The organism is Nocardiopsis sp. NPDC058789, assembly GCF_042745575.1.
GTDB classification, from domain to species: domain Bacteria; phylum Actinomycetota; class Actinomycetes; order Streptosporangiales; family Streptosporangiaceae; genus Nocardiopsis; species Nocardiopsis eucommiae.
Map to the genome: position 1 here is coordinate 25,562 of NZ_JBHYOW010000025.1, position 26,632 is coordinate 52,193.

A 26,632-nucleotide genomic window follows, 5' to 3' on the forward strand; every position below is an offset into this window, starting at 1 on the left:
CCCGCGAGAGTGGGGATTCGACTACGTAGAGTCGCCGTTCGGGGTTCGCCTCAGTCGCGAGCGCTGTCACGGAGCGTACGCGCGATGGCGGCGAGTTGTCTAACCCCCGCCTCCCCCAGCGGCGCGAGCACGTGCTCCCGGAGACGCTCGACGTGCCGCACGCGCGTCGCGACGATGAACTCCAGACCCTTCTCGGTGAGGGTGGCGTAGACGACGCGCCGGTCACTGGCGCAGTTGTGTCGTTCCAGGTAGCCCTCCTTCTCCAGGCGGTCCGCCAGCTTGGTGAACCCGCCCGTGCTGAGGCTGACCTCGCGCGCCAGACGACTCATCGGCAGCTGGTGACCGGGGGTGCGCTGGAGGCGGATGAGGACCTCGAACCACGGACCCGCCATGTCCCTGCCGTCCGGGGTGATCCCGTGCAGCAGGCGCGGCTGGATCGTGCTCATCGCCTCGTGCACCAGCCCCCAGGCCGTGATCAGATCGTCGCCGCTGGGACCGGCCTCCAGCGGTTCGGCGACCTCCCCGCCGTCCCGCTCCGCCGTGGCGTCTCCCTGTGCCGTCATGGTCTGCCCCCTGCCGTGTGACCGGGGACGTCGACCCTACGCACCCCGAAGAAGTATCTTCCCAGTAAATATTACCGTACGATACCAGTACTCGACAGAGGTTTCCTAGGAAAATAATCAACCCACCGGCGCCGTGCACCGGTGGGCTCTACGCGTCCTGCCGTGGGGTCCTTTCACGGGGAGCCCGGAGACCCCGGGCTCCCCCTCGTCAGTGTCGGTCCATGACGGCGTCCAGGGCCCCGTACAGGGTGGACGTCAGGTGCTCGACCTGCTCCCAGGTGATGATCAGGGGCGGCGAGACCAGCAGTGCCTTCGGAATCGGACGGACGATGACGCCGCGCGCGCGGGCCTCCGAGAAGACCTCCGCCGTGGTGATCCCACGCTCGGTCAGCGCCTCCTCCGTGAGTTCCACCGCGCCCATCACCCCGACCCCGGAACGGACCTCGGCCACCAGCGGGTGGTCGGCCAGCCCGCGCAGCGCGGAGTCCAGGTGGGTCTCCACCTCGCGGGAGACCGTGAACAGGTCCTCGCGCTCCAGGATGTCCAGGTTGGCCATGGCCGCGGCGCACGCGGACGGGTGGCCCGCGTAGGTGGTGCCGTGCAGGAACGGGTTGCCCTCCTGGTTCCAGAAGGGGTCGGCCACACGACCGTTGACCACGACCCCGCCCAGCGGCAGGTACCCGCTGGAGACGCCCTTGGCGAAGACGATCATGTCCGGGCTGACCCCGAACCGCTCGATCCCGAACCAGTTCCCCAGACGGGCGAAGCCGCAGATCACGCTGTCCACGACGAAGAGGACACCGTACTTCTGACAGATCCGCGCCACGTCCGCGAAGTAGTGCTCCGGCGGCAGGAAGACACCGCCCGCGCCGATCACCGGCTCCGCGAAGAAGGCGGCGACGCGGTCGGCCCCGACCCGCAGGATCTCGGCCTCCAGGGCCGCGGCGGAGTCGTGCGGGACCACCGAGGTGTCCTCGATGAGCTTCCCGTAGCCGGAACGGAAGCGTTCCATCCCGATCATGCTCGTACCGAACCCGTTGAGGCCGTGGTACCCCCCGGTCCGGCTGATCAGGTGCTGCCGCTCCGGCTGGCCCTGCGTGACCCAGTAGGCCCGCGCCAGCTTGGCGGCGGTGTCGATCGACTCCCCTCCCCCGCAGGTGAGGATGACGCGCGGGTCGTCGACCGGGGCGTGGGCGGCGAGTCGCTCGCTCAGCTCCATCGCGGGTACGTTGGCGAAGTCCCCGTAGACGGTGTAGGCGTCCAGGGAGCTCATCTGTCGGTGGACCGCGTCCGCGATCTCCGCGCGACCGTGCCCGACGTTGGAGTACCAGAGGCTGGCGGTACCGTCCAGGTACCGGTCACCGAACTGGTCCCAGAGCCACACGCCCTCGGCGCGGGCCACGACGAACTCCGGGCCCTTGGCCACGGTGTTCATATCACAGAAGGTGTGCCAGAGGCGGCTGGGCTCCCGGTGTTCCTTGGGAGCGAGCGCGGACGAGACAACCGTTTCGGTCATATGGCGACCTCCGAGCCGTGACATGCGCGAGAACGCGCAGCGGAAAACGGATCTGACCCCTCCCTGGGCGCCCAGGTCGTGGCAGGTACTCGCAGGCTAAGTTCTCAAGCCGCTCCACAGCAAGAGCCAAAACGAGCTTTCATGCCCCGAAACCCAAACTTCATTCCGGCTACCCCCGCCGCCTCGCACTAAAACCCTTACTACGCTGGAAAGACACCCCTCCAATTTTCTTGAAATCCGAACTCTCACTCTGCATGTTTCACAACCGAGGGGGGTCTTCTCGCATTCCGTCTGAGCGGGGTCCGACTGCCTCTCACAGCGAGAACGCCGAAGGGCGGGGCGCGTCCCCCTCACAAGGGAGAACCCGCCCCGCCCGCCGTGTCGGCGCCCCTCTCCCCGGAGGGGCGGGTGCCGACCGGGATCAGCCGCGCAGGACCGCGCCGGTCCGCTCGGTGGCCAGGGCGACGGCGGCGTCGCGCGCGGCGCCCGCCTCCTCGGCCGTCAGCGTCCGGTCCTCGGCCCGGAACCGCAGCGCGAAGGCCACGGACTTACGCCCCTCACCGACCTGCTCGCCGGTGTAGACGTCGAACAGCCGCACACTCTCCAGGAGGGGGCCGGCCCCCTCGGCCAGCGCCTCACTGATCCGGCCGACCGGCACCGAGGCGTCGACGACCAGGGCCACGTCCTGGGTGGCCACCGGGTAGGTCGACACCGTCGGCGCGGGCGCGTCGGAGCGGGCCCGCTCGACAGCGTCGAGGTCGATCTCCGCCGCGGCGGTGCGCTCCGGCAGTCCGAACGCCTTGACGACCCTCGGGTGCAGTTCGCCGGCGTGGCCGACGAGCACGCGCTCGCCCTGCACCCCCACGTACAGTGCGGCGCAGCGACCGGGGTGCCACGGAGCACGGGTGTCCGCCTCGACCTCCAGGTCCACCCCGGCGACCCGGGCGACGTCCCGGGCGGCCTGGACCGCGTCGGCCCAGGTGGCCGCGCGCCCCTCGCCCCACCAGCCCGCACGCTCGGCGGCGCCGGTCACGACCACGCCCACGCGGCGCGGCTGCTCGGGCAGGGCCGCGTCGATGAGCGCGAGCTCCTCCGCGCCGGGGCCGCGGTCCACCGGCAGGATCGGGGCGCGGGTGGCACCGGGAACAGGCAGGTACACCAGGCCCGTCTCGAACAGGGCGACGTCGGTGAGCCCACGGCCCACGTTGCGGGCGAGGGCCTTGAACAGCCCGGGCAGGAGGGTGGTCCGCAGCAGCGGCTCCTCCTCGCTGAGCGGGTTGGCCAGGCGCAGGCTGGCCCGGCGCGGGTCGTCGGCGGCCAGCTGGAGACCGTCGAGGTCCCGCTCGGCGGTGAACGGGTAGGACAGCACCTCGTTGAATCCGGTGTCGGCCAGGACACGGCCGACCGCGCGGCGCAGGCGCTGACCGGAGGTCAGGCCCCGTCCGGAACCGCTGGGCCGGATCGAGGGGATGTTCTCGTACCCCTCGAAGCGGATGATCTCCTCAGCGAGGTCGTTGGGGTCGGTGACGTCGGGCCGCCAGGTGGGCGGGGTGACCCGGAGCAGGTCCCCGTCCGTCTCGACGGCGCAGCCGACGGCGCGCAGCCACCGCTCGCTGGTGCCCTCGGGGTAGTCGACCCCCGCCACGCTCGCCGCGTGGGAGGCCCGGATGACGATGGGCTCGCGCGGAGTGGACTCGTCGACGACCGTGTAGGCGGTCTCGACGGTGGCGCCGCCGAGTTCGGCCAGCAGCTCCACGGCGCGGGTGGCGGCGGCGAGTTGTGCGGCGGCGTCGATGCCGCGCTCGAAGCGCCGGGAGGCCTCCGAGGACAGCTGGTGCCGACGGGAGGCACGCGCGACGCTCATGGCGTCGAAGTGCGCGGCCTCGATCAGGACGCTGGTGGAGACCAGGCCGATCTCGGTGTCGAGGCCGCCCATCACACCGGCGATGGCCTGGGCACCGGAGTCGTCCGCGACGACGATGTCGTCGGTGTCCAGGGAGCGCTGGACGTGGTCCAGGGTCTCCAGCTTCTCCCCCGCCACGGCCTGGCGGACCCGGATCGCGCCGTCGACGCGGTCGCGGTCCCAGGCGTGCAGCGGCTGACCGAGTTCGAGCATCACGTAGTTGGTGACGTCCACGGCCAGGGAGACGGGGCGGATCCCGCACTGGTGCAGGCGGCGCTTCATCCACAGCGGTGTGGGCGCCTCCGGGTCGAAGCCGGTGGCGCCGCGCAGCACGAGGCGGTCGCAGCGCGCGGGGTCCTCGATCGCACCCGGGTGGCCGGGCCCGGTGGCATCGGCCACGGTGACGTCGGCGGGGTCGTGCAGCGCGACCCCGTACAGGGCGGCGACGTCGCGCGCCACGCCGCGCAGGGACAGCGCGTACCCGCGGTCGGGGGTGACGGCGATGTCGAGGACGTCCTCGCGCAGGCCGAGGGTGGCGATGGCGTCCGCACCGGTCTCGGCGAAGCCCTCGGGGAGCACGACGATGCCGTCGTGGTCCTCCCACAGGCCGAGTTCGGTGGCGGAGCAGATCATGCCCGCCGACATCCGCCCGTAGGTCTTGCGGGCGCCGATCCGGAAGCCCCCGGGCAGTTCGGCGCCGGGCAGGGAGACGACGACGAGGTCGCCCTCGACGAAGTTGCGGGCGCCGCAGACGATCTCCTGCGGTTCACCGGTGCCGTTGGCCGCGCCCACGTCCACCCTGCAGTGGCGGATGGGCTTCTTGAAGCCGGTGAGCTCCTCGATCTCCAGCACGCGGCCGAAGACGACGGGCCCGGTCAGGTCGGTGCCGAGCTCGTCGACGGTCTCGACCTCCAGCCCGGCCAGGGTCAGCCGGGAGGCGAGGTCACGGGCGGAGACGTCGGCCGGAAGCTCGACGTACTCACGCAGCCAGGTCAGGGGGACGCGCATCAGTTCTCACTCCCGAAGGCCGAGGTGAAGCGGATGTCGCCCTCGACCATGTCGTGCATGTCGCGCACACCGTGCGCGAACATCAGTGTCCGTTCGATTCCCAGGCCGAAGGCCCAGCCGCTGTAGACCTCCGGGTCCACCCCGGCGGCGGTGAGCACGCGCGGGTTCACCACGCCGCAGCCGCCGATCTCGATCCAGCCCTCGCTGGAGCAGGTACGGCAGGGCCGGTCGGGGTCGCCCACGGAGGCGCCCCGGCAGACGAAGCACTCGATGTCCACCTCGGCGGAGGGCTCGGTGAACGGGAAGTAGGAGGCGCGGAAGCGGGTCCGCAGGCCCTCACCGAAGACGGACTCGACGAAGGCGTCGATGGCGCCGCGCAGGTGCGCCAGGGTGATACCCCTGTCGACCACGAGGCCCTCCAACTGGTGGAAGACCGGGCTGTGCGTGGCGTCCAGCTCGTCCGTACGGAAGGTCTTGCCGGGCGCGACCACGTACACCGGCAGTTCGCGCGAGAGCAGCGCGCGGATCTGGACCGGGGAGGTGTGCGTGCGCATGACCAGGCCGGACTCGCCGCCGTCGGGGCCCTCGACGAAGAAGGTGTCCTGCATGCTGCGGGCCGGGTGGTCGGGCTGGAAGTTGAGGGCGTCGAAGTTGAACCACTCCGCCTCGATCTCCGGACCCTCGGCGACCTCGAAGCCCATCCCGACGAACACGTCGGTCATGCGCTCCGCGACCGTGGTCAACGGGTGGCGTGCGCCCCGGGGCGCACGGTCCCACGGCAGGGTGACGTCGACGCGTTCCTCCACGAGGACGCGCTCGTCGCGCTCGGTCTCCAGCACCGCCTGGCGGGCCTTGAGGGCCTGCCCGACGTCGCGTCGGGCGCCGCCGACACGCTTGCCCGCGTCGGCCTTGGCGGCCGGGGGCAGCGCGCCGATCTCCCGGTTGGCCAGGGCCAGCGGGGAGCGGTCCGAGGCGTGCGCGAGCCGGACCTCCTTGAGTTCCGCGAGGTCGGCGGCGGCCTCGATGGCGGCCAGCGCCTCCTCACGCATGCGGGCGACCTCGTCGGGGTGCAGGGAGGTCACCTCGACCGGGTCGAAGGAATTGTTCGGTGCAGACATGGTTGGTTGCCTCGCCGTCACCGGCCCCCCACGGAGCGGGGACCGGCGCGGCAGTCACGGTCCGCGCGGGGCGGACGAAGCCGACAGGAAAAGCACAGGCGGTTTCGGGCAGCCCGGGAAGGTCCGTCGCGGGGTCCGGGACATGCCGCGTGCGCCCACCGGGGGGCCGAAGGGTCTGAGGGCTCAGACGAACTCGGGCGTCCCGGCGGGCACGGTAAATCGGAACTCGGCGCCGCCGTTGGGGGCGCGTCCGACGGTGATCGTGCCGCCGTGGGCCTCGACGAGGCCCTTGACGATGAACAGTCCGAGGCCGGTTCCGCCACGGCGCTTCCCGCGCCAGAACTGACGAAAGACGCGCGGAACGGTCTCGGGTGCTATGCCCTGGCCTTCGTCGCGCACCGACACCGCTGCTCCTCCTTCACACGGCTCGATCACGACACTGACAGTACCAGCGCCGTGCCGCACCCCGTTTTCCACGAGGTTGGACAGGATCTGCTCCACCTTGTCGGCGTCCAGCCACATCTGCGGGAGTTCACCGCGCGTCTCGACCCGGAAACGCTCCTCGGCGTAGCCGGAGGCGACACGGCTGGCGACGAGGCGGCGCACGGCCGTCGGCAGGTCGACGACCTGGCGGCGCACCTCCAGGCGTCCGGACTCGATCCGGGAGACGTCGAGGAGGTCGTGGATGAGCCGGGTGACGCGGTCCGCGTCGGCGTTGACGGTCTCCAGCATGAACAGCTTCTGCTTGTCGGTGAGCCGTTCCCACTTGTTGAGCAGCGTGGAGGTGAAGCCCTTCACGCTGGTGAGCGGGGAGCGCAGCTCGTGCGCGACCTCGGAGACGAGGTCGGCGCGGGAGCGTTCCACCCGCGCGGAGGCGTCCCTGAGGGTGAGGACCAGGCGGACGAGGTCGCCGCCGGGGCGGGCCCGCACGTAGCGGGCGGAGACGAGGATCTCACGTTCGTCGGGCAGGCAGAGCATGCGTTCGGGCTGGCGGGTGCGTTCGCGGTCGCCGCCGTAGGGGTCGCTGGACTCCCACCAGTTGTTGCCGTCGAGCCCGTTCAGCGGGAGGGCGGCGCGGAAGTCCCGGCCGATCGCGGACGTGGCGGGGACACCGGTCAACTGCGCCGCGAGGGAGTTGAAGAGGACGATCCTGCCGCTCGCGTCGGCCACGACCACCCCGTCGGGGAGGTCGTCGGCGTGCAGGGGCGGACCGTCGGAGCCCGCCGAGGCGGTGTCGACGTCCCACAGCGCGGGCGCGGGCGTACGCCGCCGCCCGGTACGGGTGTCCGCGTCGGGGACGCCCTCCCGGTCGGTGGGGACGTCGGTGGTGTGTCCGTGCCCTGGGACGGGGTCCTGTGAGGGTCGCGCCGCCGCTCCGTCAGAGTCCTCCGCCGGTTGGCCCACGTGTCGGCCGGTGCCCACGCCTCTCCCCGCTCCCCTCCGAAGGTCCGCGACCACAGGACTCCTGGGTCGGGATCGCTGACCGGTCGTGTCCGTCCCTGAACTCCCCGGACACCACCGCAGATCTACCCTGCACTCCCACCTGGTACGCCTGGCGACCCGGGATACGGCCGCCCCCGGAGACCGGGAGACGCCGTCGGCTCGGCGCCGCCGTCCGGAGGCGGTCGGCCGCCCGCCGACCCCGGGCCCCCGCCGACACGTTCGAGCTTCGTGTGCTCACACCCTGTCGCCAAGCCCGCCGTGCCACCGCGAACACGCGCACTGTCCGACCCCTGACACGGGTCGGCCGGGGGTGGACAAGCGGGATGCGCATGAACCACCGTCGTACTGGCCCGACCCTATCGACACTCGAACCCCGTGCACGTGCATTTCGGGTGGTTGAGGCAACCTGTTACCGAGCGTGTGGGACGACCGGCACGGCACGCCGGGTCAGCCGCCCGACCGTGACTGGGAGTGACTATTCGGCCTGGTTCCGCCACGCCGAAGCGCGGTCAGGGGGCTTCCACGGAGCGGCGTCGGCACGGCGCGGCCAACCACGAAGGGCCCGCCGCGACGCTGGCCGGATCCAGCCTTTCGGGCCCGCCGTAGACCGGACACCGGCGACGCCGGCCCGGTTCGGCCGCGCTCAGGCGCGGCGCTGCTGACGGGCGGTCGTGTACAGGCAGACCGCGGCCGCCGTGGCCAGGTTCAGGCTCTCGGCGGCGCCGTAGATCGGGACGCTGACCGCGCCGTCCGTCTGCTGGACGATCTCCTCGGGCAGGCCCCAGGCCTCGTTGCCGAAGACCCAGCCGACCGGGCCGTCCAGGTCGCCGTCGTCGGCCAGCTGGTGCAGATCGCGGTCGCCGCTGCCGTCCGCGGCCCATGCCTTCGCTCCGGCGCCGTGCAGGAAGTCCACGGCCCGGGCCACCGGCACCCCCACCACCACGGGCAGGTGGAACAGGCTTCCGGCGGAGGCGCGCACGCACTTGCCGTTGTAGGGGTCCACCGAGGCGTCGGTGAAGATGACGACGTCGGCTCCGGCCGCGTCGGCGGTGCGCAGGACCGTACCGGCGTTGCCGGGGTCGCGCACGTGGGAGAGGACGACGGCGAGACGCACGTCGGACACGCTCTCCAGGGGGACGTCGACGAACTCGCAGACCGCGATGACCCCCTGCGGGGTGATGGTCTGCGCCAGTTCGGACATCACGTCGAGACTGACCCGGTGGGTGGGCACGCCCGCGGTGTGGGCGGCGTCCATCAGGTCGATGTGGCGCTGCATGGCCTCCGCCGTGGCGTAGACCTCGACGACGCCGTGGGCGGTCCCGTTGTAGGGGGACCGCCCGACGCCGCCGTTGACGGCGGCCAGGGCCTCCCGTACCGCCTGCGGCCCCTCCGCGAGGAAGCGCCGCTCACGCTGACGGAAGGTGCGCTTGGCGAGCCGCCGAACCCCCTTGATCCTGGGTGACCGGACACTCGTGAACTCGTGGCTCGCCATCGCTACCCGTCTGCTTCTTCCAACTGCCCGCTAGGCCGCGGCGGTGGCGGGGAGGGCCTGCTTGGCCTTCTCCACGAGAACGGCGAAGGCGGCCTCGTCGTTGACGGCCAGCTCGGCCAGCATGCGACGGTCGACCTCGATCTCAGCCAGCTTCAGCCCCTGGATGAGACGGTTGTAGGTCAGGCCGTGAGCGCGGGAGGCGGCGTTGATGCGCTGGATCCACAGACGACGGAACTGCCCCTTGCGGTCCTTGCGGTCCCGGTAGGAGTAGGTCATCGAGTGGAGCATCTGCTCCTTGGCCTTGCGGTACAGACGCGAGCGCTGCCCGCGGTAACCACTGGCCCGGTCGAGAACGACCTTGCGCTTCTTCTTGGCGTTGAGAGCCCGCTTCACGCGTGCCACAGTGACTCCCTCATTGGTTCTTCCGGCGCGCACGGCGCGCCGACCGGTCCGGCCAGGACGCACCCAGCGACCGTGTTCGCTTCAGGTGGGTGTCCTCCGGGCGCCTCAGCGCGCCGACGGGGTCGGGCGCACGGGCTCGCCAAGGAGGACGGGTGCTCCGGTGCTACATGCCCAGGAGCTTCTTGATGTTCTTGGTGTCGGCCGGAGCGAGCTCGGCCTCCGTGCCCAGCTTGCGCTTGCGCTTGGAGGTCTTGTGCTCAAGGATGTGGTTCTTGTTGGCACGGCGGCGCATGATCTTGCCGGAGCCGGTGACCTTGAAACGGTCCTTGGCTCCGCTGTGGGACTTGTTCTTCGGCATGTCGCCGTCGTCTCCTACTCCGTCGGCGCGGCCCCCGCACAGGATGCGGGCACCGCGATTGTTCCGCCACTACGGCGGGATCCCGTCGCACACCGGTGCATCACGGACTGGTCGGGCGCAGCCCACCCCACCACCCGGTCGTCGCCTTCACGGCGTCCGGGCGGTGGGGGACTTCCCCTGGCGCCCTACGCCTGGTCGCGCTCGTCGCGGCGGGTCTTGTCCCCCGCCGCGGCGCGGGCCTCGGCCTTGTGCTCGGAACGCCGCTTGTGCGGACCGATCACCATGACCATGTTGCGGCCGTCCTGCTTGGGCTGGGACTCGACCGTTCCAAGGTCCTGGACGTCCTCGGCAAGACGCGCCAGCAGCCTGCGCCCGAGCTCGGGCCTGGACTGCTCACGGCCACGGAACATGATCGTCACCTTGACCTTGTCCCCGCTCTTGAGGAACCGAACGACGTGACCCTTCTTGGTCTCGTAGTCGTGCGGATCGATCTTCGGGCGGAGCTTGATCTCCTTGATGATCGTGTTCGACTGGTTCTTGCGCGACTCACGGGCCTTGACCGCGGACTCGTACTTGAACTTGCCGTAGTCCATCAGCTTCGCGACCGGCGGGCGCGCGGTCGGCGCGACCTCGACGAGGTCGAGGTCCGACTCCTGGGCCAGACGCAGCGCGTCCTGCACGGAGACGATTCCGACCTGCTCACCGTTGGGTCCGACGAGTCGGACCTCGGGCACCCGGATACGGTCATTGATGCGGGGCTCTGTGCTGATGAGACCCCTCCCTAGCTTTCTCGGATTACCTGGGACCGGCCGTCCACCACTCGGTGGTCGGCCTGTTCGACCGGGTCGCCCGTGCTTGTTCAGGCCACCCGCCCGCGTTGGGGTCTCACCAAAAACGAAAAACCCCGCCAGCGTGTGCAAGCGGGGCGATCCGACCGGACGTTGACGAGGGGACCGCGCACCGGGGCGCCGGAACCCGTACACGGGAGTCCGACGCGTTCGGGGCGCTGAGCCCATCGTCTGACCGGGACCCACACGGGCGCGGCCCGGTAGGTGGGAGGATCATCTCCGCTTGCGGTTCCGGCGTGTCTGGCACACCGGACCAAGTCGATGACACCCAATATAGCAGGACCCGCGACCACCGTGTCCGGTGGTCAGACCCCGGGCTGGGCGGAGCGCCGGACCAGCTCGGCCTCCCCCGCTGCCCGCATGGCGTCCACGGGGACGTCGTCCACCCCCGTCATGAGGCGGACCTGGGCGACGGCCTGGTGCAGGAGCATCGGGAAACCGCCGACCACCCGTCCGTCACGGGCCGCCACCGCCGTGGCGGCGGGGGTCGGCCACGGGGCGTAGATCACGTCGAACAGGTCCGCCCGGGAGTCCGCGATCCGCTTGGCGTACTCGTCCGCCGCCCCCGAGGGCAGCGTGGAGACCACGAGGTCGGTGTCCAGGTGGCGGTCGATCTCCGCGAGCGGGGCCACCCGGACGGGACGGCCCAGGCGCTCGGCCGCCTCCGTGACCTCGCCGGTACGCGCGGTGTCCCGGGCCAGGACGGTGACCGGTCCGGTCGCGCCCAGCTCCCGCAGCGCCGCCAGCGCGGAGGCCGCGGTGGCACCGGCGCCCAGGACGACCGTACTGGCCGGGGTCGGCACACCCGCCTCGGTCAGGGCGGTGGCGATCCCCTCCACGTCCGTGTTCAGGGCCGACCACCCCCGGTCCCGACGGACGAGGGTGTTGGCGCCGCCGACCGCCGTGGCCAGGTCGGTGACCTCGTCGGCCAGCTCCATGGCCCGGCGCTTGAGCGGCATGGTCAGGGAGAGCCCGGCCCACTCCTCGGGGTCCAGCCCGGCGAGGAAGGGCCCCAGCCCCGCCTCGTCGCACTCGACGATCCCGTACGACCAGTCCTCCAGACCGAGTGCCGCGTACGCGGCCGTGTGCAGGACCGGGGAGAGCGAGTGGGCCACCGGCGAGCCGAGGACGGCGGCGCGCGTCATTCCCCGCCCTCGCTCGATCCGCCGCCCCACGTCTCCTGGAAGCGTTCCTTGAGGACCTCGAACTCCTCGTGGGTCTCCGCGAACTCGGTGACGCCGTTGTCCGGGTCGGTGGCCACGAAGTACAGCCACTCGCCGTCGGCCGGGTCCAGGGCCGCCTCGATGGCGTCCTGACCCGGAGCGACGAACGGGCCGGGGATCAGCCCGGGGCTGTGGTAGGTGTCGAACCCACTGGTGTCCTCCCGGCACTGGGCCAGCTGGTCGTTGTTGAGCGCGATGCCGTACTCGCCGATGGCGTAGAAGCAGGTGCTGTCCATCTGGAGCGGCATGTCGATGTCCAGGCGGTTGTGCACCACGCGGGAGATCTTCGGCATGTCCTCGGCCCGGCCGCTCTCGGCCTGCACGATGGAGGCGATCGCCATGATCTCGTTGGGGTCGTACCCGAGGTCGGATCCCCGGGACTCCAGGTTCACCTGCTCAGCGACCTGCTTGTGCTGGGTGACCATGGTCCGCAGCATCGACAGGGCCTCGGTGTCGGGCTCGAAGCGGTAGGTGGACGGGAACAGGTAGCCAGCCGGACCCTCCGTCGCGTAGTCGGGCAGGTTGAGGTCGTCGGTCTGCTCGTACGCCGCCTGGAGTTCCTCCAGGCCCAGACCGGTGTTGTCGGCCAGGAGCTGGAGCATCTGGTCGGAGCGGAGCCCCTCGCGGATGGTGACCCGCCCCCCGAGCCGGTTCTCCGGGTCGAGCAGAGCCGCCACGGCGCTCTCCCCGCTCATCCCCTCGGCCAGGGAGTAGGTTCCGGGCACCAGGCCCTCTCCGCCACTCGACCTGAGGGCGTTGGTGAAGGACCGCACGCTGGCGACCACACCCTGGTCCACCAGGCTCTGGGCGACGGCGGTGCCGCTCTGACCGTTCTCGATGGCGAAGACGACCTCGCCCTCTCCTTCACCGTCGAAGTCCGGCGGGAAGACGTAGGTGCGGGCGACCGCGAAGCCACCGCCCGCGACCACGAGCAGCAGGACCAGCACGAGCAGGACCGTCATGCCCTTGCTCTTCTTACGCTTCTTCGGCTTGCCCTTGTTGAGGCGGGCGGCCTGCGCGGCCTTGGCGCGCTTGGCGCGCTTCCGGGTGGCACGGCTGTCCCCGTAGGAGGCCGCGATGTCCTCGAGGCTGTCCTCTTCGTAGAGGTCCTCCTCGGGTTCCTCCTCCACCACGGGTTCGGGCTCGGCGCGACGGCCCCGCTTGGCGCGACGGCGCCCACGACGCCCCATGGGCTCCTCGTCCTCGGGCTCCTGCGCGAGGAAGGAGCCGGTGTCCGTGAGGTGTTCCTCGTCCTCGTCCAGATGGGACAGCTCGGCGAAGGCGCCGGTGTCGGTGACCGGAGCGGCGGCGAAGGCGCCGGACTCCTCCGGCTCCGGATCGGCCCCACGGCGGGCGCGCCGACGGCCGCGACGGCCGGTCGGCTCCTCGGGCTCGGGTTCGGGTTCGGGTTCACGGGCCCGGAACGGACCGGTGTCCTCGGGGTTCTCCTCGGCCGCGCGGCGGGCACGACGGCGACCGCGGCGGCCGGTCGGCTCCTCGTCCTCGGGCTCGAGCGCACGGAAGGCGCCCGTGTCGCGCACCGGCTTCGGCTGGGGCTCCTGGGCACGCCTGCGACGGGCCCGGCGTCCCTGGGGCTCCTCCTCGGGAGGATCGGTGAGGAAGCCGGGGGCGGGTTCGTCGGCGTCGTCGCCCCAGAAGACGGAGCGCGGCTCGGCGGGCTCCTCGGCGCGGGCGCGACGGGCCCTGCGGGGAGGTTGTTCCTGTGCGGGGGGCTCGGCGGGGGGCTCGGCGGGGGGCTGGGGGGCCCCGGTTCCGCGTGCCGGGTTCTGGGCACCGCCCAGGTTGGCCAGGGCCGCCAGGGCGTCCTGGGTCGCGTCGGGACTGGGGCGCTGGTGGCTACCGGTGTCCGAGGGGGAACCCTGGGCGGGTCGCTGGGAGGTCTGTCCGCCGCGTGCGGCCCGGCCGCCGCGCAGGGCGTCGGCCGCGCCGAAGCGTCGGGGCTGGGCCGTCTGGGGGTCGCCGTTCCACGGCGTCTCGTCCGCAGGGGGTTCGGCCCTGCGACGGCGGCCCGGGGCGGGTCCGGTCCGGCCCGGGTCGGACTCACCCGGTGCGGGGGACGCGTACCGGGGGGCGCGGACGTCACCGGTGGGGGGTCCCGTGTGTCCGAACCCACCCGTCCCGGGCTCCTCGGGCCAGGGGTTGGACCGGGGCTCGGGACGCGCGCGTCGGCCGCGTGACGGCGGCTGCGCGGGCAGCGGGTCGGACAGCGGGTCGTAGTCGTAGCCGCCCTCACGGTCGGCACGGCCACGGTAGGGATCGGGGTGGTCATCCCTGTCGGTCATGAATCTCCCTGGCTTGCACGGACGGTCTCGCCCGGGGGATGGCCTGTCGACCGTTCCTGGTCCAAGGCGCTCTGCAAGAGCACGGTGGCGGCCGCCTGGTCGATGACCGAGCGGCGGGCCCGGCCACCCTTCGCGCCCTTCTTTCCGAAGGAGGCACCGGAGAGCAGCTGTCCCTGGGCGGTCACCGTGGTGAGTCGTTCGTCCACGAGCCGGACGGGGACGGGGTCGAGGAGTCGGGCCAGGGTGTTCGCGAACTCGCGCGCGGACCGGGCCGCCGGTCCCTCCTGGCCGGACAGTGAAGCAGGGTAGCCCACGACGACCTCGCGGGCCTCCTTCTCCAGGACGAGGAGGGCGATGCGCTGGACGTCGCCCCTGCCTCGCGGGATGGTCTCGACCGGACTGGCCAGTACGCCGCTCGGGTCGCTGGCGGCGACTCCGATACGCGCGTTGCCCGGGTCGATGGCCAGGCGCACACCGTGTCTCACGAGGACGCCTCCTCCTGCCTGGGGGCGCTGCTCGCGCGGGCGGCCGTGCCGTCGACGGCACAGCACCGCTGCTGGGAAATCCTCAACACGGTGGTCCTGTTCATCAGCTGGATCGCGGGAATCTCCGCGCAGACAGCCATGTGATCGGCTGTGACGCGCCACAGTATGCCCGATTCGATGACGGTGCGCAGCCTCACGCATGGAACGCTCCCGGTCGCGCGGGGACGGGCCTCAGGCCTCGGGTCTGCCGTGGCGACGGGGACCGGGGAGCACACGTACCGTCCGAGTGTAGGTCACGGTGGTCACGTGCCTGGTACGGGCCCGGGACGCCCGGCCCTCCGGCCGTGGCGTGAGTCGGAGCGGGCCCCGGTGCCGGGAGAACCGTCAGCTTGGTCACATGGGGAAACTGTACGGACATGAGCGGCGACACGGGGGCATTGGCCGTTCCGGTGTGGCGGGACGCGGGCCGCGCCCCGTGTGACCCGAAGGTCCACGGGGCGCGGCCGGACCGGCCGGTCGCCCGGGCGTCTAGGCGCCCGCGACACGCGCCTCCACGGCGCGCAGGGCCTCGTCCACCTTGCTCGCGTCGGTGCCGCCGCCCTGGGCGATGTCGGGCTTGCCGCCGCCACCGCCGCCGAGAGCGCGGGCCGCGACGCCCACGAGATCGCCCGCCTTGATCCCGGCCTTCTGGGCGGCCTTGTTCGCGGCGATCACGACCACGGGACGGTCCTTCGGCACGGCGGTCATGGCCACGACCACGGGCTCGTCCTCACCGAGGCGTCCGCGCACGTCCAGGACCAGCTTGCGCAGGTCGTCACCGCTGGCGCCCTCGGGAGCCTCGGCGGCCACGACACGGGCGGAGCCGTGGCGGCGGGCGCCCGCCGCGAGGTCGCCCGCCGCCTGGAGCACCTGGGCCGCGCGGAGCTTCTCGATCTCCTTCTCGGCGGCGCGCAGCCGCGAGACCATCGTGTCGATCCGCTCGGGCAGTTCCTCACGCGGGGTCTTGAGCTGCTCGGAGAGCTGCCCGACCAGCGCCGACTCCTTGGACAGGCGCTTGAACGCGTCCACGCCCACGGCCGCCTCGACGCGGCGCACGCCCGAGCCGATGGAGGACTCCCCCAGCAGCTTGACGATGCCGAGCCTGGCGGTGGAGCCCACGTGCGTGCCGCCGCAGAGCTCGACGGAGTAGTCGCTCATCTCCACGACCCGCACGCGGTCGCCGTACTTCTCGCCGAACATGGCCAGGGCGCCCATCTTGAGTGCCTCGTCCAGGCTCTTCTCCTCGGTCCGGACCGCGATGTCCCCGGCGAGGACGGTGTTGACCTCCTCCTCGACCTCGGCCAGGCGCTCCCCGCCCAGCGCGTTGTCGGCGGTGAAGTCGAACCGCAGCTGGCCGGGACGGTTCTCCGAACCGGCCTGTCCGGCGGAGGGGCCGATCGCGTTGCGCAGCGCGGAGTGGATCAGGTGGGTGGCCGAGTGGGACCGTTCGATGGCGTGGCGGCGGCCGGTGTCGATCGCGGCGTGCACGGTGTCGTCCAGGACGACCTCTCCCGAGCGCACGGTGCCCCGGTGCACGAACAGACCGGGGAGCGGCTTCTGGACGTCCTCGACGTCCACGACGCCGCGCCCGTCGACGGTCAGGGTCCCGGTGTCCGCGAGCTGGCCGCCGCTCTCACCGTAGAACGGGGTGCGGTCCAGGACGATCTCGACCTTGTCGCCCGCGCGGGCGGCCGGGACCCCGGCGCCGTCCACCACGATGCCCCGGACGCGGGAGTCGCTCTCGGACTCCGTGTAGCCGAGGAACTCGGTGTTCCCCGCGTTCTCGTGCATCTGGGCGTAGAGGGAGATGTCGGCGTTGCCGAGCTTCTTCGCCTTGGCGTCGGCCTTGGCGGTGTCCTTCTGCCGCTGCATGAGCTCGCGGAACGATCCCTCGTCCACGCTCAGGCCCTGCTCGGCCGCCATCTCCAGGGTGAGGTCGATGGGGAAGCCGTAGGTGTCGTGGAGCTGGAAGGCGTCCACGCCCGAGAACACGGTCCCGCCCGCGGCGCGGGTGCGCTCGGCGGCGCGGCCGAAGAGCGTGGTGCCCGCGCGGAGGGTGTCCGCGAAGTTGCGCTCCTCGTTGTCGATCACGCCGTGGATGACGTCGGCCTTGTCGAGCAGGTCCGGGTAGATGTCCTTCATCGCGTCGATGCTGACGTCGGTCAGCTCGTGGAGGAAGAAGGACTCGGTGCCCGAGAGCAGGCGGAGGTTGCGGATCGAGCGGCGCAGGATGCGGCGCAGGACGTACCCGGCCTTCTCGTTGCCGGGCTTCACGCCGTCCCCGACGAGCATGACGGCGCTGCGCACGTGGTCCGCGACCACGCGGAGCATGACGTCCTGGTCGTGGTCGTCACCGTAGGAGGTGCCGGTCAGCTCGGCGGCGCGGTGCAGCACGCGGCCGATGATGTCGGTCTCGTAGATGTTGTCGACGCCCTGGAGAACCGCCGCGAGGCGCTCCAGGCCCAGGCCGGTGTCGATGTTCTTCTTCGGCAGCTCACCGAGGATCGGGTACTCCTTGCCGGAGCCCTCTCCCCGCTCGTACTGCATGAAGACGAGGTTCCAGATCTCGATGTAGCGGTTCTCGTCCGCCTCGGGACCGCCCTCGATGCCGTACTCGGGGCCGCGGTCGTAGAAGATCTCGGAGCAGGGGCCGCAGGGACCGGGCACGCCCATGTCCCAGTAGTTCTCCTCCTTGCCCATGCGCTGGATGCGCTCGGGCCGGACCCCGACCTTGTCACGCCAGATCGACGCGGCCTCGTCGTCGTCGAGGTAGACGGTCACCCACAGTCTGTCGGGGTCGATCCCGAAGCCGCCCTCGGACACCGGGGTGGTGACGAGCTCCCACGCCAGCGGGATCGCTCGCTCCTTGAAGTAGTCGCCGAAGGAGAAGTTGCCCAGCATCTGGAAGAAGGTGGCGTGCCGGGAGGTCTTGCCGACCTCCTCGATGTCCTTGGTGCGGATGCACTTCTGGACGCTGGTGGCGGTGCTGAAGGAGGGAGTGCGCTGACCCAGGAAGTAGGGCTTGAAGGGGACCATGCCCGCTGGCACCAGCAGCAGCGTCGGGTCCTCGGCGATCAGGCTTGCCGAGGGCACCACGGTGTGTCCGTTCTTCTCGAAGAAACTGAGGAAGCGGCGCGCGATCTCTGCCGTCTCCATTGATGCCCTCCTGTGCTTGGCTCCGCCGCGAGGTGGCGGCGGGGTTGTCCCTGGGCGGGACCGTGGTCACGCGTGGTCGGTAGGGGCCCATCGTAGAGGGGACCGCCACGCCCGCGCGCATGGTTTGCAGTGGCCGCCGAGGACCCGCACCGTTGAGGACAACGGCGTCGGTCCGGCCATTCCAAGGCTATCGCCGCTGGCCACCGACGCATCCCCGTACGGGCTCCGGGGGCGGGTGCGCGAACGCCGAGGGGCCCGGCGGTCTCCCGCCGGGCCCCTCACCGGTCGCTCCGGTCTCCGCCGGATCGACCGGCCGTGACGTGCGCGTCTAGGCGCCGTAGAACTGACGCACCCGCGGGGCGAACATGAGCCCGGTCATCGTGGCGTGGAACGCCAGCGGGATCAGCGAGGAGGGAGACTCCTCCATCACGATCGAGGCGACCACGTTGAGCACCAGGACGAGCGCGGCGACGATGTTGAAGACGACCACACCCCAGTAGACGCCCTTCGAGCGCTTGCCCATCTTGGCGGCCAGCGTCGTCGAGACGATGCCGTAGACGAGGGGGATCAGGGCGACGACGGCGCCGAGTGCTCCGAAAACACCGATCATGCCGGCCATCTCGGCGCTGTCCACCTCGGGCGAGCTTCCGGCGGCGGCGCCCAGGCCCACCCCGAACAGGACCAGCGCGCCGAGCAGCAGGCCGAAGAGGATGCCGACCGGACCGCCGATGAACATCAGCACCCGGACCGTGGTGGCCTGGCCCGGCATGGCGTCGGGGACGCCGGGGGCGCCGCGGAAGTGCGGGGGCGGGACCGGAGCACCGGGGGCGCCGCCGTAGGGGTGGCCGGGGCCGGGGCCGTGCGGCATCGGCTGTTGCGGGTAGCCGTAGCCGCCCTGCTGCTGGTGCTGCGGGGGCTGACCCTGACCATAGGGCTGGTTGGGGCCGGAGGGAGGTGAGGGATACACCTTGGTCCTCTCTGAGAAGTGTGGGGACGGCGGGAAGGCTCTACAGAGACAGACCCGGGGGAACGACGGGGGCCGGGACGGTCGGGACCGTCCCGGATCTCAGTAGCCCGCGCGGGGACCGGCGGACGCGGGCGTGTAGTACGCGCGGGTCGCCGGAACCACCATCAGGACAATCATGCCGACCGCGAAGAGCAGCGGGATGATCGCTCCGATGGCGCCGGTGAACAGGTTCACGACCAGCAGGAGCGCGGCCAGGCTCTGGAAGACGACGATCGACCAGAGGATGCCACCGCTGCGCCGGCCCATGAACGAGGCGAGCGCGGTGGAGACGATGCCGTACACGAGCATGACGCCACCGATGATCGCCATGACGACGACGACCTCGGCCGGGTCGACGTGGACGCCCGACCCCTGCATGCCCTCGGTGAAGCCCTGGGCGAACTCGCCGTCACCACCGGCCGCGAGGCCGATCAGGAGGACGAGACCACCCATGAGCAGGCCGAACACACCGCCGATGAACATGAGCACGCGCACCGTGATCGCGGTGCCGGGCATCTTGTCCGGGGCCTGCGGAACGCCGGGGTATCCGTACTGCCCCTGGTTGTAGGGGTCGTGACCCCCGGGGACGGGGCCCTGGGGCGGTTGTGGCGGGTACATGGCGCTTCCTCCGTGTTGCACTGGTTCGTCAACCCTACAGACGCGCGTCAGGGGCTGGCGGTTCGCGATTTCGGGTCACATATCTGACCCGTTCGGGCCCCGTCCGGTTCCCTCGTTGTCCCAGGTTGTTCCCGTCGCGACCGGTTGCTACCCGCGCTCGGCCCGCCCCGGGGGCGCGGCGTCGGCGGAGCGGAGCGCCCGGGGCTCGGGTGCGTACCGGCGCAGCAGCTCCGCCTCCTCCTCCCGGACCGCCTCCGCGAGGTCCTCGTTGAGCTCCTGGAGGGCGCCCCGGTACTCACTGACCCGCCCCTCGACGCGGTCGGCGATCCCTCCGGGCGTCAGCGACCGCCGGGCCCGGTTCACCCGGTGCACCACGTAGCCGCCGATCGCGGCACCGGCGGCGAGGTAGACCAGTCGGCCGATCACCGGTTCTCCTTCCTCTTGCGCCCGCGCACCACGGCCAGGGCCTTGCGACGGCCCAGGACCTGGCGGACGGCGTAGGAGAACGAGGCGATCCGTACCAGCGGGCCGGTGAACACCGACCGGGTGAGCGCGGTCATGGTGGACACGTCCTCCGAGGAGGCCTGGACGTTGGCGGTGATCTCCTCCACCCGCTCCAGTGACGTGTTGGTGCGCTCCACCGTGGAGGCCATGTCGTCCAGCAGCGGCGGGGTCCGGTCCCCCACTTCGGAGACGACCTTGGTGGTCTCGTTGATGAGCTTGATCAGTTTGACGAGCGCCACGCACATGAACGTGGCCAGCACCGCCCAGACCACCGCTGCGACGAGCGCGGCGACCTCTCCTCCGGTCAGCATGAAGGCTCCGTAGGGCAGATAGAGGGTTGCTTCGAGGACGTGCGGACGGTCCCCGCGCGCTCGGGCGCGCGGCGGGCACCGTGGGCGGGTTCGGGGGCCAGCGATCGCGCCGGGTCGGGGCTCCCGATCCGCGTCCGCCGCCGCTGCCGTTGAGGGCCGGGCGGCGGGTTTCGGCTGACCCTATCGCGTCCGGTGTCGGGGCGCGTGGGCGCGCCACGGTGTGGCAGACGGTGGTGACCGTCACGTGTCCGACGGGTCCGTTTCGTCCCCGTCCGCGGGGCCCGGGGTATCGACGGACCGGCGGGCCCGGACGAGAATCTCGGCGGGGGCGGTTCTTCACTACGATGTCCGGACACCAGGGCACACCCGCAGCCGCCCGCTGGCCCAGAAGCACCGACAGGACACCCATGAGCCCCCGTTCTCCGCGTGAGATCTCCGTACTGGTACCCCCGGACCTGGCCCCCCTCTACCCGGACGACCCGTCGCGGATCGGCCCCTACCTCGTCCTCGGACGACTGGGGCAGGGATCCACCGGCACCGTGTACGCCGCGGTGGACACCGCCTCCGCCACCGCTGGCGACCGTCTGGTCGCCGTGAAGCTGCTCCGGTCCCCCGAACTGGAGTCACCCGACGTCCACCCCGCGCTCGCTCGGAGGCTGCGTCACCTGTCGCGGGTCGACTCCGACCGGGTGGTCGTACCCCTGGCGTTCGACGCGGACGCCAACCCCCCGTGGCTGTCCATGCCCTACCTGGCCGGGCAGCGGCTGTCCCACTACGTGACCAAGCGGGGCGGGATCGGGGTCGGGAAGCTGATCGCCCTCGCCACCGCGCTCGCGGACGGGCTGTCGGCCCTGCACGCACGCGGGGTGTCGCACGGATCGCTGCGCCCCAGCGAGATCCTGCTGGAGTCGAACGGCCCGCACATCATGGAGTGCGCGATCGCTCCGCGAGCGGAGCGGCTGCGCGGCTCGGGGGCCACCTGGCTGAGCCCCGAGCGCTACCGGGGCGGGGCTCCGTCGCCCGCCGCGGACGTGTTCGCGTGGGGCGCCGTCGTGGCGTTCGCGGGGACCGGGCGCCTGCCCTTCGGTCCGGGCGAACCCGAGGAGATCGCCGATCGGGTGGCCTCCGGGGACTTCGGCCTGGACGGGTTGCCCCAGGGACTGCGTCCGGTCGTGGGGCGCGCCCTGGACCCCGACCCGGACCGGCGGCCCAGCCTGCGCGAGGTGACCGGCTCGGTCTTCGCGGTGTGGCGGGCGGAGGGTTCCGGGGAGGACGGCTCCCCCGCCGGGGGGCGCGAGGAGATCAGCCGCGTGCTCGAACGCGAGTGGCACGCGGTGGAGCCGCCCGCCCGGGTGCCGGAGGTGATCCGCTTGGAGGGGCGGATGGGAGACCGGCGTCCGACCCGCACCCTCTTCCTGGCGGGTTCGGTGTCGGTGGCCGCCCTGCTGGTGGGAGGCGGCGTCTGGGGCCTCTCCCAGGCGCTCGGCGACGGCGCCGAGGCCGGTCCCGTGGCCGACGGGAGTTCGGAGGCCCCCGAGGAGGAGCCCGTCGAGGAGCAGGACCCGGGGACCCTGGTGGTCCGGTTCGATCCCTCGGAGCAGGCGGAGCCGGAGCCCGGGGTGCGGGAGCGGGTCTGGGTGTACACGCCGGTGACCCGGGACGACGAGATCCCGCGCGACCAGGGCATCCCGACCCACGAGGCCTGGGCGGAGCAGTGGGAGGAGGCCGGTGACCCGGGCGAGGCGGTGATCCGCACCGACGCCGAGGTGAAGTGCGCCCGCTTCTGCGCGGCTCCCGAGCACGTCTTCCTGGACGAGGAGGGGCGCGGCACCTGGGACCTGAGCGGCGGTGACTTCGTCGACTACCTCACCTGGGGTCCGGTGATGATCGTGGAGATCACCTTCGGCGAGGACCAGGAGGGTGACGGGCCCCGTGAGGTGGTGGAGGTCGTCGAGCTGTTCTCCGACTGACTCCGGGCGGAGGGTGGTTCCGCCGCCGTTCGTGGACGGCCCCGGCGCGGCGCGCCGGGGCCGTCGCCGGTCTACCCCTCGCTCTTGAGGACGCTCCTGATCCTCTGGAGGATCTCCGTGAAGCGGCGCTCGGCTCCGTGCTGGGTGGGCCGGTAGTACTCGCGCTCGGTGAGCCCCTCGGGGGCGTGCTGCTGCGGGGCCACGCCGCCGGGGTGGTCGTGCGCGTAGCGGTAGCCCCTGCCGTGCCCGAGGTCGGCGGCGCCCTTGTAGTGGGCGTCGCGAAGGTGGGCCGGGACGGCCCCGGCCCGGCCCGCGCGCACGTCGGACACGGCCTCGTCGATGGCGGTGATCACCGCGTTGGACTTGGGGGCCAGGCTGATGTGGATGACCGCCTGGGCGAGGTTGATCCGGGCCTCGGGCATCCCGATGAGTTCCACCGCCTGGGCCGCCGCGACGGCGGTCTGGAGGGCGGTGGGATCGGCCATGCCGACGTCCTCGCTGGCGTGCACGACCAGGCGCCGGGCGATGAAGCGGGGGTCCTCCCCCGCCTCGATCATGCGGGCCAGGTAGTGCAGGGCGGCGTCCGGGTCGGAGCCGCGCATGCTCTTGATGAAGGCACTGATGACGTCGTAGTGCTGGTCGCCGGAGCGGTCGTAGCGCACGGCGTGGCGGTCCACGGCGCGTTCGACGTGCTCCGCGGTGATCTCCACCGGCCCGTCGGCGGAGGGCGGCCCGGAGACGAGGGCGCCCGCCTCCAGGTAGGTGAGGGAGCGACGGCCGTCTCCCCCGGCCAGCCGGACGAGGTGCTCGGCGCCCTCCTCGGTGAGGGTGTACCGGCCGTCCAGGCCGCGCTCGTCGGTCAGCGCCCGGTCCACCAGGGCGCTGACGTCGGCGTCGTCCAGCGACTCCAGTGACAGCAGCAGGGAGCGGGACAGCAGCGGGCTGACCACGGAGAAGAAGGGGTTCTCGGTGGTCGCTCCGATGAAGCTGACCCAGCGGTTCTCCACGGCGGGCAGCAGGGCGTCCTGCTGGGTCTTGTTGAAGCGGTGCACCTCGTCCACGAAGAGCAGCGTGCGGGTGCCGTTCATCCCCATCCGCCGCTTGGCCTCCTCCACGACCGCGCGCACGTCCTTCACCCCGGCGTTGACCGCCGAGAGCTCCACGAACCGGCGTCGGGTGACCCGGCTGACCACGGTGGCGAGGGTGGTCTTGCCCGTTCCCGGCGGCCCCCACAGGAACACGGACATGGGCGCGTCGTCCTCGACCAGGCGGCGCAGCGGACTGCCCTCGCCCAGGAGGTGGCGCTGGCCCACGACCTCGTCGAGGGTGCGCGGCCGCATACGGACGGCCAGCGGCTCCTGCCCCTTCGCGGCCTCGGCCCCGGCATCGTCGAACAGTGTTTCGGACACGCACCCAGGGTAGGCGAGACCGGGGACGACCGTGGTCGGCCGGAGGGCGGTCCGGGCTCAGCCCTGGTGGACGGAGATGTTCTCGGGGCTCTCGGCCTGTTCGGGCGGGGGCGTGGCGCGCGGGATCATCCGGGTGATGAGGAGGGCGATGTCGTCGCCCCGGCCCGCGGGCGCCATCTCCGCCAGGACCTGCGCGGCGGCGTTGGGGTCCTCGCCGTGCTGGGCGAGCGCCTCCCCCACCTGCGCGAGACCGTCCTGCATGGTGACGTCGGAGCTCTCCACGAGCCCGTCGGAACAGAGTAGCAGCGTGGTCCCCGGGGCCAGGACCCGGGTGGTGACGGTGTACTCGGTGTCGGCGAGCACGCCCAGGGGCGGACCGGTCTCGGGTGACCACAGTTCGTAGGCGCCCTGGGTGGCGAGCACGGCGGGGGGCTGGCCCGCCCAGGCGGCCTGCATGACTCCGCTGGCCCGGTCCACCACGAGGTAGCCGCAGGTGGCGAAGACGATCTCGCCGGTCTCGGTGAGCAGCCGGTTGGTCTCTCCCAGTACGACGCCCGGGTCGGACTGGTTGCTGGCGTAGGCGCGGAAGGCGACCCGGATCTGGCCCATGGCGGCGGCCGCCTCCACGCCGTGCCCCTGCACGTCCCCGACCAGGAGGCCCACCTTGTTGTCGGGGAGCTCGATGACGTCGTAGAAGTCGCCGCAGATCCGCCACTCGGCGCGGGAGGGCAGGTACTTGGTGGCGATGTCCATGTCCGGGAAGCTCGCCACCTGGCGGGGGAGCATGCGGCGCTGGACGGCGTCGGCCAGTTCCAGCTCGGCCTGCTGGGCCTTGATCCGCTGGAGGGCCTGCCCGGCCAGCCCGGCGAAGGTGAGCATGAGGGCGCGTTCGTCCCGGCTGGCGTGGTGGGGCCGGTCCCAGACCATCTGCCACACGCCGAGGGCGATCTTGCCGTCGCCGAAGATGGGGACGGTGGCCCAGGCCTGGCCCCGGGCCGAGCGCATGAGGTCGACGGCTGCCGGGAAGCGGCTGGCGATCTCGGCGCGGCTCTCGAAGAACCGTGGCTGGCGGTCCTGGATGACCGCGCCCATGGGGAAGTCGGTGTCGTCCGCCCGGCGACCGTCTATGCGGTGGGTGTTCCCTCGCTCCCGGGCGCTGGGCGAGGTGCGCAGGACGCCCTCCTCGACGTAGAGGGCGAGGGCGTAGACGCCGCCGAAGATCGGCAGGAACTCCTCGCTGAGCAGGTCCATCACCTTGTCGACGGTGGTGGCCGAGACCAGCTTGGACGAGAGCTCGGTGACCAGTCGGCCGTGTTCGGCCTCGGTGCGGCGGCGGTCGGCCAGGCGGCGCACCAGCTGCACGTGTTCGGTGACGTCGTCGATGATCCCGACGAGTCGGTCGGGCTGGCCGGGCACGAACCGGGCGCGCACGTGCAGGGAGCGTTCGTCCCCGAGGCGGTCGAAGATCCGGAAGCGCTGCTCGTAGTCACGGCCGGTGAACGACGCCGCCATGGCGTCGCGCACGCGGGCGTTGTCGTCGGGGTGGATGCGTTCGAGGATGCGCTCCAGGTCGCGGTCGTTCCCGGCCAGGAGCCCGCCCAGCGGGGTGGGGCCGAAGAGCTCCCGCAGGCGGCCGTTGCTCAGGTCCAGGCTCCACAGGACCGAGTCGGAGTTGTCGGTGCGCAGGTCACCGACCACACGCAGGTCGGTCTCCTCGGTGGAGAGCACGTGGAGGAGGACGACCACGGCCGGTGCCGAGGCGTCGTCGGGCACGGCGCCGTCGCCGTCGACGGGCCGGAGCCGGACCTCGGCCAGCCGGGAGGACTTGTCGGTGACGGCGAGACGCAGCCGGGAGCGGCGGTGCCAGTTCCCGGACAGGGCGTCGCCGTGGGCACGGGTGCCGTGTTCGACGTCAGCGGAGTCCAGGAGCTCGAACCAGGGGCGCCCGGTGAGTTCGTCGGCCTCCCTGCCGAAGAGCTCGGTGAGCGCGTGGTTGGCGTGCTGGATCGCGCCGTCGGTCCCCGTGACCGCCATGGGCTCGGGCGCATGCCGGAACGCCTCCGCGAGAGCGTCCTCGGAGCCACCGCCTGAAGCGCGTTTTCCGTTCACGTATGACTCATCCTCATGTCGGCTCGGACGTCACACCCGCGTCAGGCGCGGTCACCCCTGGAACGTACCGATTCGGCTCATTGTAGTGTCCGGAACGGGAACGGTCCGGGCGGGGAACCGAGGCCGGATCACCGGCGCCCGTCTCCCGTCGGCTGCGTCACCTCGTCGAACACGGACCCTCATGGTCCATCAACGTGCTGGGGTCACGGCCGGTTCCACTCCGGGGGGCCGTACCCAACCGACCCCAGGGCGTGAATCGTTACGCGCGTGTGACTCGGCGGCGCAGAATTGCACTCCGCTCCCACGGCGCCCCTCGTGGGACGGGCCTCGTCGACGCTCCGTGTTCACTCCCGGACACGTGCGTTCCTTGGCGTGGGAGGGTGATTCGCCCCCAACGGTAGGGGATGACGGGCCCGACCGCATCCGCGTGTCGCCTTCTTCCGGATTACGGACGGGGTTTTTGACCTGTTAATCACCTATTTTCACTTTCTGGCCGAATGTGGCACGTTCAAAGCGAGGTCATTCCGGGCACCGAACAGTTCAGTCGAGAACTCGTCCCCCACCCCGAGGACTCACCATGCATCCTGAACGCGTCCGTGCCCTGGCCGGAGCTCCCCTCCGCGGCGCCACCTGCGACTGGACCTGTCGGCTCTGCACCCACAGCAACCCGGAGGACGAGGACATCTGCTGTCAGCGCTGCGGCGCCACCAAACCCTGACCCCACGGCCGGGGGGGGGGGGGGGGGCCCCGGCCCCCCCCCCCCCCCCCCCCCCCCCCCCCCCCCCCCCCCCCCCCCGGGGGCGCCCCCCCCCCCCCCCCCCCCCCCCCCCCCCCCCCACCAACCCCAC

22 protein-coding genes are annotated in these 26,632 nt (G+C 71.7%); 3 read left to right on the top strand and 19 right to left on the bottom strand.

Annotated elements, in window-relative coordinates; genetic code table 11:
• Positions 1-50: 50 nt before the first annotated feature.
• From ACFW3L_RS24990 to ruvX, 12 genes are all read right to left on the bottom strand, one after another.
• The gene (locus tag ACFW3L_RS24990) at positions 51-446 is read right to left on the bottom strand and encodes a MarR family winged helix-turn-helix transcriptional regulator (RefSeq protein ID WP_378747161.1); all 396 of its coding nucleotides are present in this window, start codon (positions 444-446) and stop codon (positions 51-53) included.
• A 325-nt stretch (positions 447-771) separates the two neighbouring features.
• Positions 772-1,998, bottom strand: a complete 1,227-nt coding sequence (locus ACFW3L_RS24995) for an aspartate aminotransferase family protein (protein ID WP_378747162.1) — start codon at positions 1,996-1,998, stop codon at positions 772-774.
• Positions 1,999-2,500: 502 nt separating this feature from the next.
• Positions 2,501-4,990 (bottom strand): phenylalanine--tRNA ligase subunit beta, encoded by a 2,490-nt coding sequence (pheT, locus tag ACFW3L_RS25000; protein WP_378747127.1) that lies wholly within the window; start codon positions 4,988-4,990, stop codon positions 2,501-2,503.
• Positions 4,990-6,108 carry a phenylalanine--tRNA ligase subunit alpha gene (gene pheS, locus ACFW3L_RS25005; RefSeq protein ID WP_378747128.1) on the bottom strand — a complete coding sequence of 373 codons (1,119 nt, stop codon included), beginning with the start codon at positions 6,106-6,108 and terminating at the stop codon, positions 4,990-4,992. The genes pheT and pheS overlap by 1 nt, the downstream gene beginning before the upstream one ends.
• 183 nt (positions 6,109-6,291) lie before the next feature.
• Positions 6,292-7,530 carry an ATP-binding protein gene (locus tag ACFW3L_RS25010; RefSeq protein WP_378747129.1) on the bottom strand — a complete coding sequence of 413 codons (1,239 nt, stop codon included), beginning with the start codon at positions 7,528-7,530 and terminating at the stop codon, positions 6,292-6,294.
• Between the two features lie 664 nt (positions 7,531-8,194).
• On the bottom strand, positions 8,195-9,043 hold the full coding sequence (locus tag ACFW3L_RS25015) for a TrmH family RNA methyltransferase (RefSeq protein ID WP_378747134.1): 849 nt from the start codon (positions 9,041-9,043) through the stop codon (positions 8,195-8,197).
• 30 nt (positions 9,044-9,073) lie between these two features.
• Positions 9,074-9,445 carry a 50S ribosomal protein L20 gene (gene rplT / locus ACFW3L_RS25020; RefSeq protein WP_357766205.1) on the bottom strand — a complete coding sequence of 124 codons (372 nt, stop codon included), beginning with the start codon at positions 9,443-9,445 and terminating at the stop codon, positions 9,074-9,076.
• Between the two features lie 163 nt (positions 9,446-9,608).
• Positions 9,609-9,803, bottom strand: a complete 195-nt coding sequence (rpmI, locus tag ACFW3L_RS25025; protein ID WP_017583949.1) for a 50S ribosomal protein L35 — start codon at positions 9,801-9,803, stop codon at positions 9,609-9,611.
• Positions 9,804-9,988: 185 nt separating this feature from the next.
• Entirely contained in the window at positions 9,989-10,666 is a 678-nt protein-coding gene (infC, locus tag ACFW3L_RS25030; protein ID WP_378747163.1) for a translation initiation factor IF-3, read from the bottom strand.
• A gap of 290 nt (positions 10,667-10,956) precedes the next feature.
• The gene (locus tag ACFW3L_RS25035; RefSeq protein ID WP_378747141.1) at positions 10,957-11,796 is read right to left on the bottom strand and encodes a shikimate dehydrogenase; all 840 of its coding nucleotides are present in this window, start codon (positions 11,794-11,796) and stop codon (positions 10,957-10,959) included.
• Positions 11,793-14,177: an endolytic transglycosylase MltG gene (gene mltG / locus ACFW3L_RS25040; RefSeq protein WP_378747143.1), complete on the bottom strand. Its 2,385-nt coding sequence runs from the start codon at positions 14,175-14,177 to the stop codon at positions 11,793-11,795. Before mltG ends, ACFW3L_RS25035 begins: the two co-directional genes overlap by 4 nt.
• Positions 14,174-14,662 carry a Holliday junction resolvase RuvX gene (ruvX, locus tag ACFW3L_RS25045; protein ID WP_378747144.1) on the bottom strand — a complete coding sequence of 163 codons (489 nt, stop codon included), beginning with the start codon at positions 14,660-14,662 and terminating at the stop codon, positions 14,174-14,176. The genes mltG and ruvX overlap by 4 nt, the downstream gene beginning before the upstream one ends.
• Here ruvX and ACFW3L_RS25050 point away from each other — a divergent pair.
• Positions 14,654-14,806 (top strand): hypothetical protein, encoded by a 153-nt coding sequence (locus tag ACFW3L_RS25050; protein WP_378747145.1) that lies wholly within the window; start codon positions 14,654-14,656, stop codon positions 14,804-14,806. The genes ruvX and ACFW3L_RS25050 overlap by 9 nt on opposite strands.
• Positions 14,807-15,190: 384 nt before the next feature.
• Here the strand turns inward: ACFW3L_RS25050 and alaS are convergent, their stop codons facing one another.
• The 5 genes from alaS to ACFW3L_RS25075 all read right to left on the bottom strand — a co-directional run bounded on the left by alaS (position 15,191) and on the right by ACFW3L_RS25075 (position 20,296).
• The gene (alaS, locus tag ACFW3L_RS25055; RefSeq protein ID WP_378747147.1) at positions 15,191-17,857 is read right to left on the bottom strand and encodes an alanine--tRNA ligase; all 2,667 of its coding nucleotides are present in this window, start codon (positions 17,855-17,857) and stop codon (positions 15,191-15,193) included.
• 328 nt (positions 17,858-18,185) lie between these two features.
• Entirely contained in the window at positions 18,186-18,824 is a 639-nt protein-coding gene (locus ACFW3L_RS25060) for a hypothetical protein (RefSeq protein WP_378747148.1), read from the bottom strand.
• Positions 18,825-18,923: 99 nt separating this feature from the next.
• A complete protein-coding gene (locus ACFW3L_RS25065; RefSeq protein ID WP_378747149.1) occupies positions 18,924-19,481 on the bottom strand; it encodes a hypothetical protein in 558 nt (185 codons plus the stop codon).
• A 147-nt stretch (positions 19,482-19,628) separates the two neighbouring features.
• Positions 19,629-19,907, bottom strand: a complete 279-nt coding sequence (locus ACFW3L_RS25070) for a hypothetical protein (protein ID WP_378747150.1) — start codon at positions 19,905-19,907, stop codon at positions 19,629-19,631.
• A complete protein-coding gene (locus ACFW3L_RS25075) occupies positions 19,904-20,296 on the bottom strand; it encodes a DUF948 domain-containing protein (RefSeq protein WP_378747153.1) in 393 nt (130 codons plus the stop codon). Before ACFW3L_RS25075 ends, ACFW3L_RS25070 begins: the two co-directional genes overlap by 4 nt.
• A gap of 407 nt (positions 20,297-20,703) precedes the next feature.
• Between ACFW3L_RS25075 and ACFW3L_RS25080 the strand changes: the two genes are divergently transcribed.
• Positions 20,704-22,266, top strand: coding sequence for a serine/threonine-protein kinase (locus ACFW3L_RS25080; RefSeq protein ID WP_378747154.1), 1,563 nt, complete (start codon positions 20,704-20,706; stop codon positions 22,264-22,266).
• A gap of 71 nt (positions 22,267-22,337) precedes the next feature.
• On the opposite strand, the gene ACFW3L_RS25085 is transcribed toward ACFW3L_RS25080, so the two are convergent.
• On the bottom strand, positions 22,338-23,675 hold the full coding sequence (locus ACFW3L_RS25085; protein WP_378747155.1) for a replication-associated recombination protein A: 1,338 nt from the start codon (positions 23,673-23,675) through the stop codon (positions 22,338-22,340).
• A 57-nt stretch (positions 23,676-23,732) separates the two neighbouring features.
• Positions 23,733-25,784 carry a SpoIIE family protein phosphatase gene (locus tag ACFW3L_RS25090; protein ID WP_378747156.1) on the bottom strand — a complete coding sequence of 684 codons (2,052 nt, stop codon included), beginning with the start codon at positions 25,782-25,784 and terminating at the stop codon, positions 23,733-23,735.
• Positions 25,785-26,361: 577 nt separating this feature from the next.
• Here ACFW3L_RS25090 and ACFW3L_RS25095 point away from each other — a divergent pair.
• Positions 26,362-26,502, top strand: a complete 141-nt coding sequence (locus ACFW3L_RS25095; protein ID WP_378747157.1) for a hypothetical protein — start codon at positions 26,362-26,364, stop codon at positions 26,500-26,502.
• Positions 26,503-26,632: the final 130 nt, after the last annotated feature.

Excerpts from the sequence above, each read along its gene's own strand:
- ACFW3L_RS24995 (WP_378747162.1), bottom strand. The coding sequence starts at position 1,998 with ATGAACACCGTGGCCAAGGGCCCGGAGTTCGTCGTGGCCCGCGCCGAG.
- ACFW3L_RS25065 (WP_378747149.1), bottom strand. The coding sequence starts at position 19,481 with ATGTACCCGCCACAACCGCCCCAGGGCCCCGTCCCCGGGGGTCACGAC.
- rpmI (WP_017583949.1), bottom strand. The coding sequence starts at position 9,803 with ATGCCGAAGAACAAGTCCCACAGCGGAGCCAAGGACCGTTTCAAGGTC.
- ACFW3L_RS25075 (WP_378747153.1), bottom strand. The coding sequence starts at position 20,296 with ATGCTGACCGGAGGAGAGGTCGCCGCGCTCGTCGCAGCGGTGGTCTGG.
- ACFW3L_RS25080 (WP_378747154.1), top strand. The coding sequence starts at position 20,704 with ATGAGCCCCCGTTCTCCGCGTGAGATCTCCGTACTGGTACCCCCGGAC.
- alaS (WP_378747147.1), bottom strand. The coding sequence starts at position 17,857 with ATGGAGACGGCAGAGATCGCGCGCCGCTTCCTCAGTTTCTTCGAGAAG.
- pheS (WP_378747128.1), bottom strand. The coding sequence starts at position 6,108 with ATGTCTGCACCGAACAATTCCTTCGACCCGGTCGAGGTGACCTCCCTG.
- ACFW3L_RS25035 (WP_378747141.1), bottom strand. The coding sequence starts at position 11,796 with ATGACGCGCGCCGCCGTCCTCGGCTCGCCGGTGGCCCACTCGCTCTCC.
- mltG (WP_378747143.1), bottom strand. The coding sequence starts at position 14,177 with ATGACCGACAGGGATGACCACCCCGATCCCTACCGTGGCCGTGCCGAC.
- ACFW3L_RS25095 (WP_378747157.1), top strand. The coding sequence starts at position 26,362 with ATGCATCCTGAACGCGTCCGTGCCCTGGCCGGAGCTCCCCTCCGCGGC.
- ACFW3L_RS25015 (WP_378747134.1), bottom strand. The coding sequence starts at position 9,043 with ATGGCGAGCCACGAGTTCACGAGTGTCCGGTCACCCAGGATCAAGGGG.
- pheT (WP_378747127.1), bottom strand. The coding sequence starts at position 4,990 with ATGCGCGTCCCCCTGACCTGGCTGCGTGAGTACGTCGAGCTTCCGGCC.
- ACFW3L_RS24990 (WP_378747161.1), bottom strand. The coding sequence starts at position 446 with ATGAGCACGATCCAGCCGCGCCTGCTGCACGGGATCACCCCGGACGGC.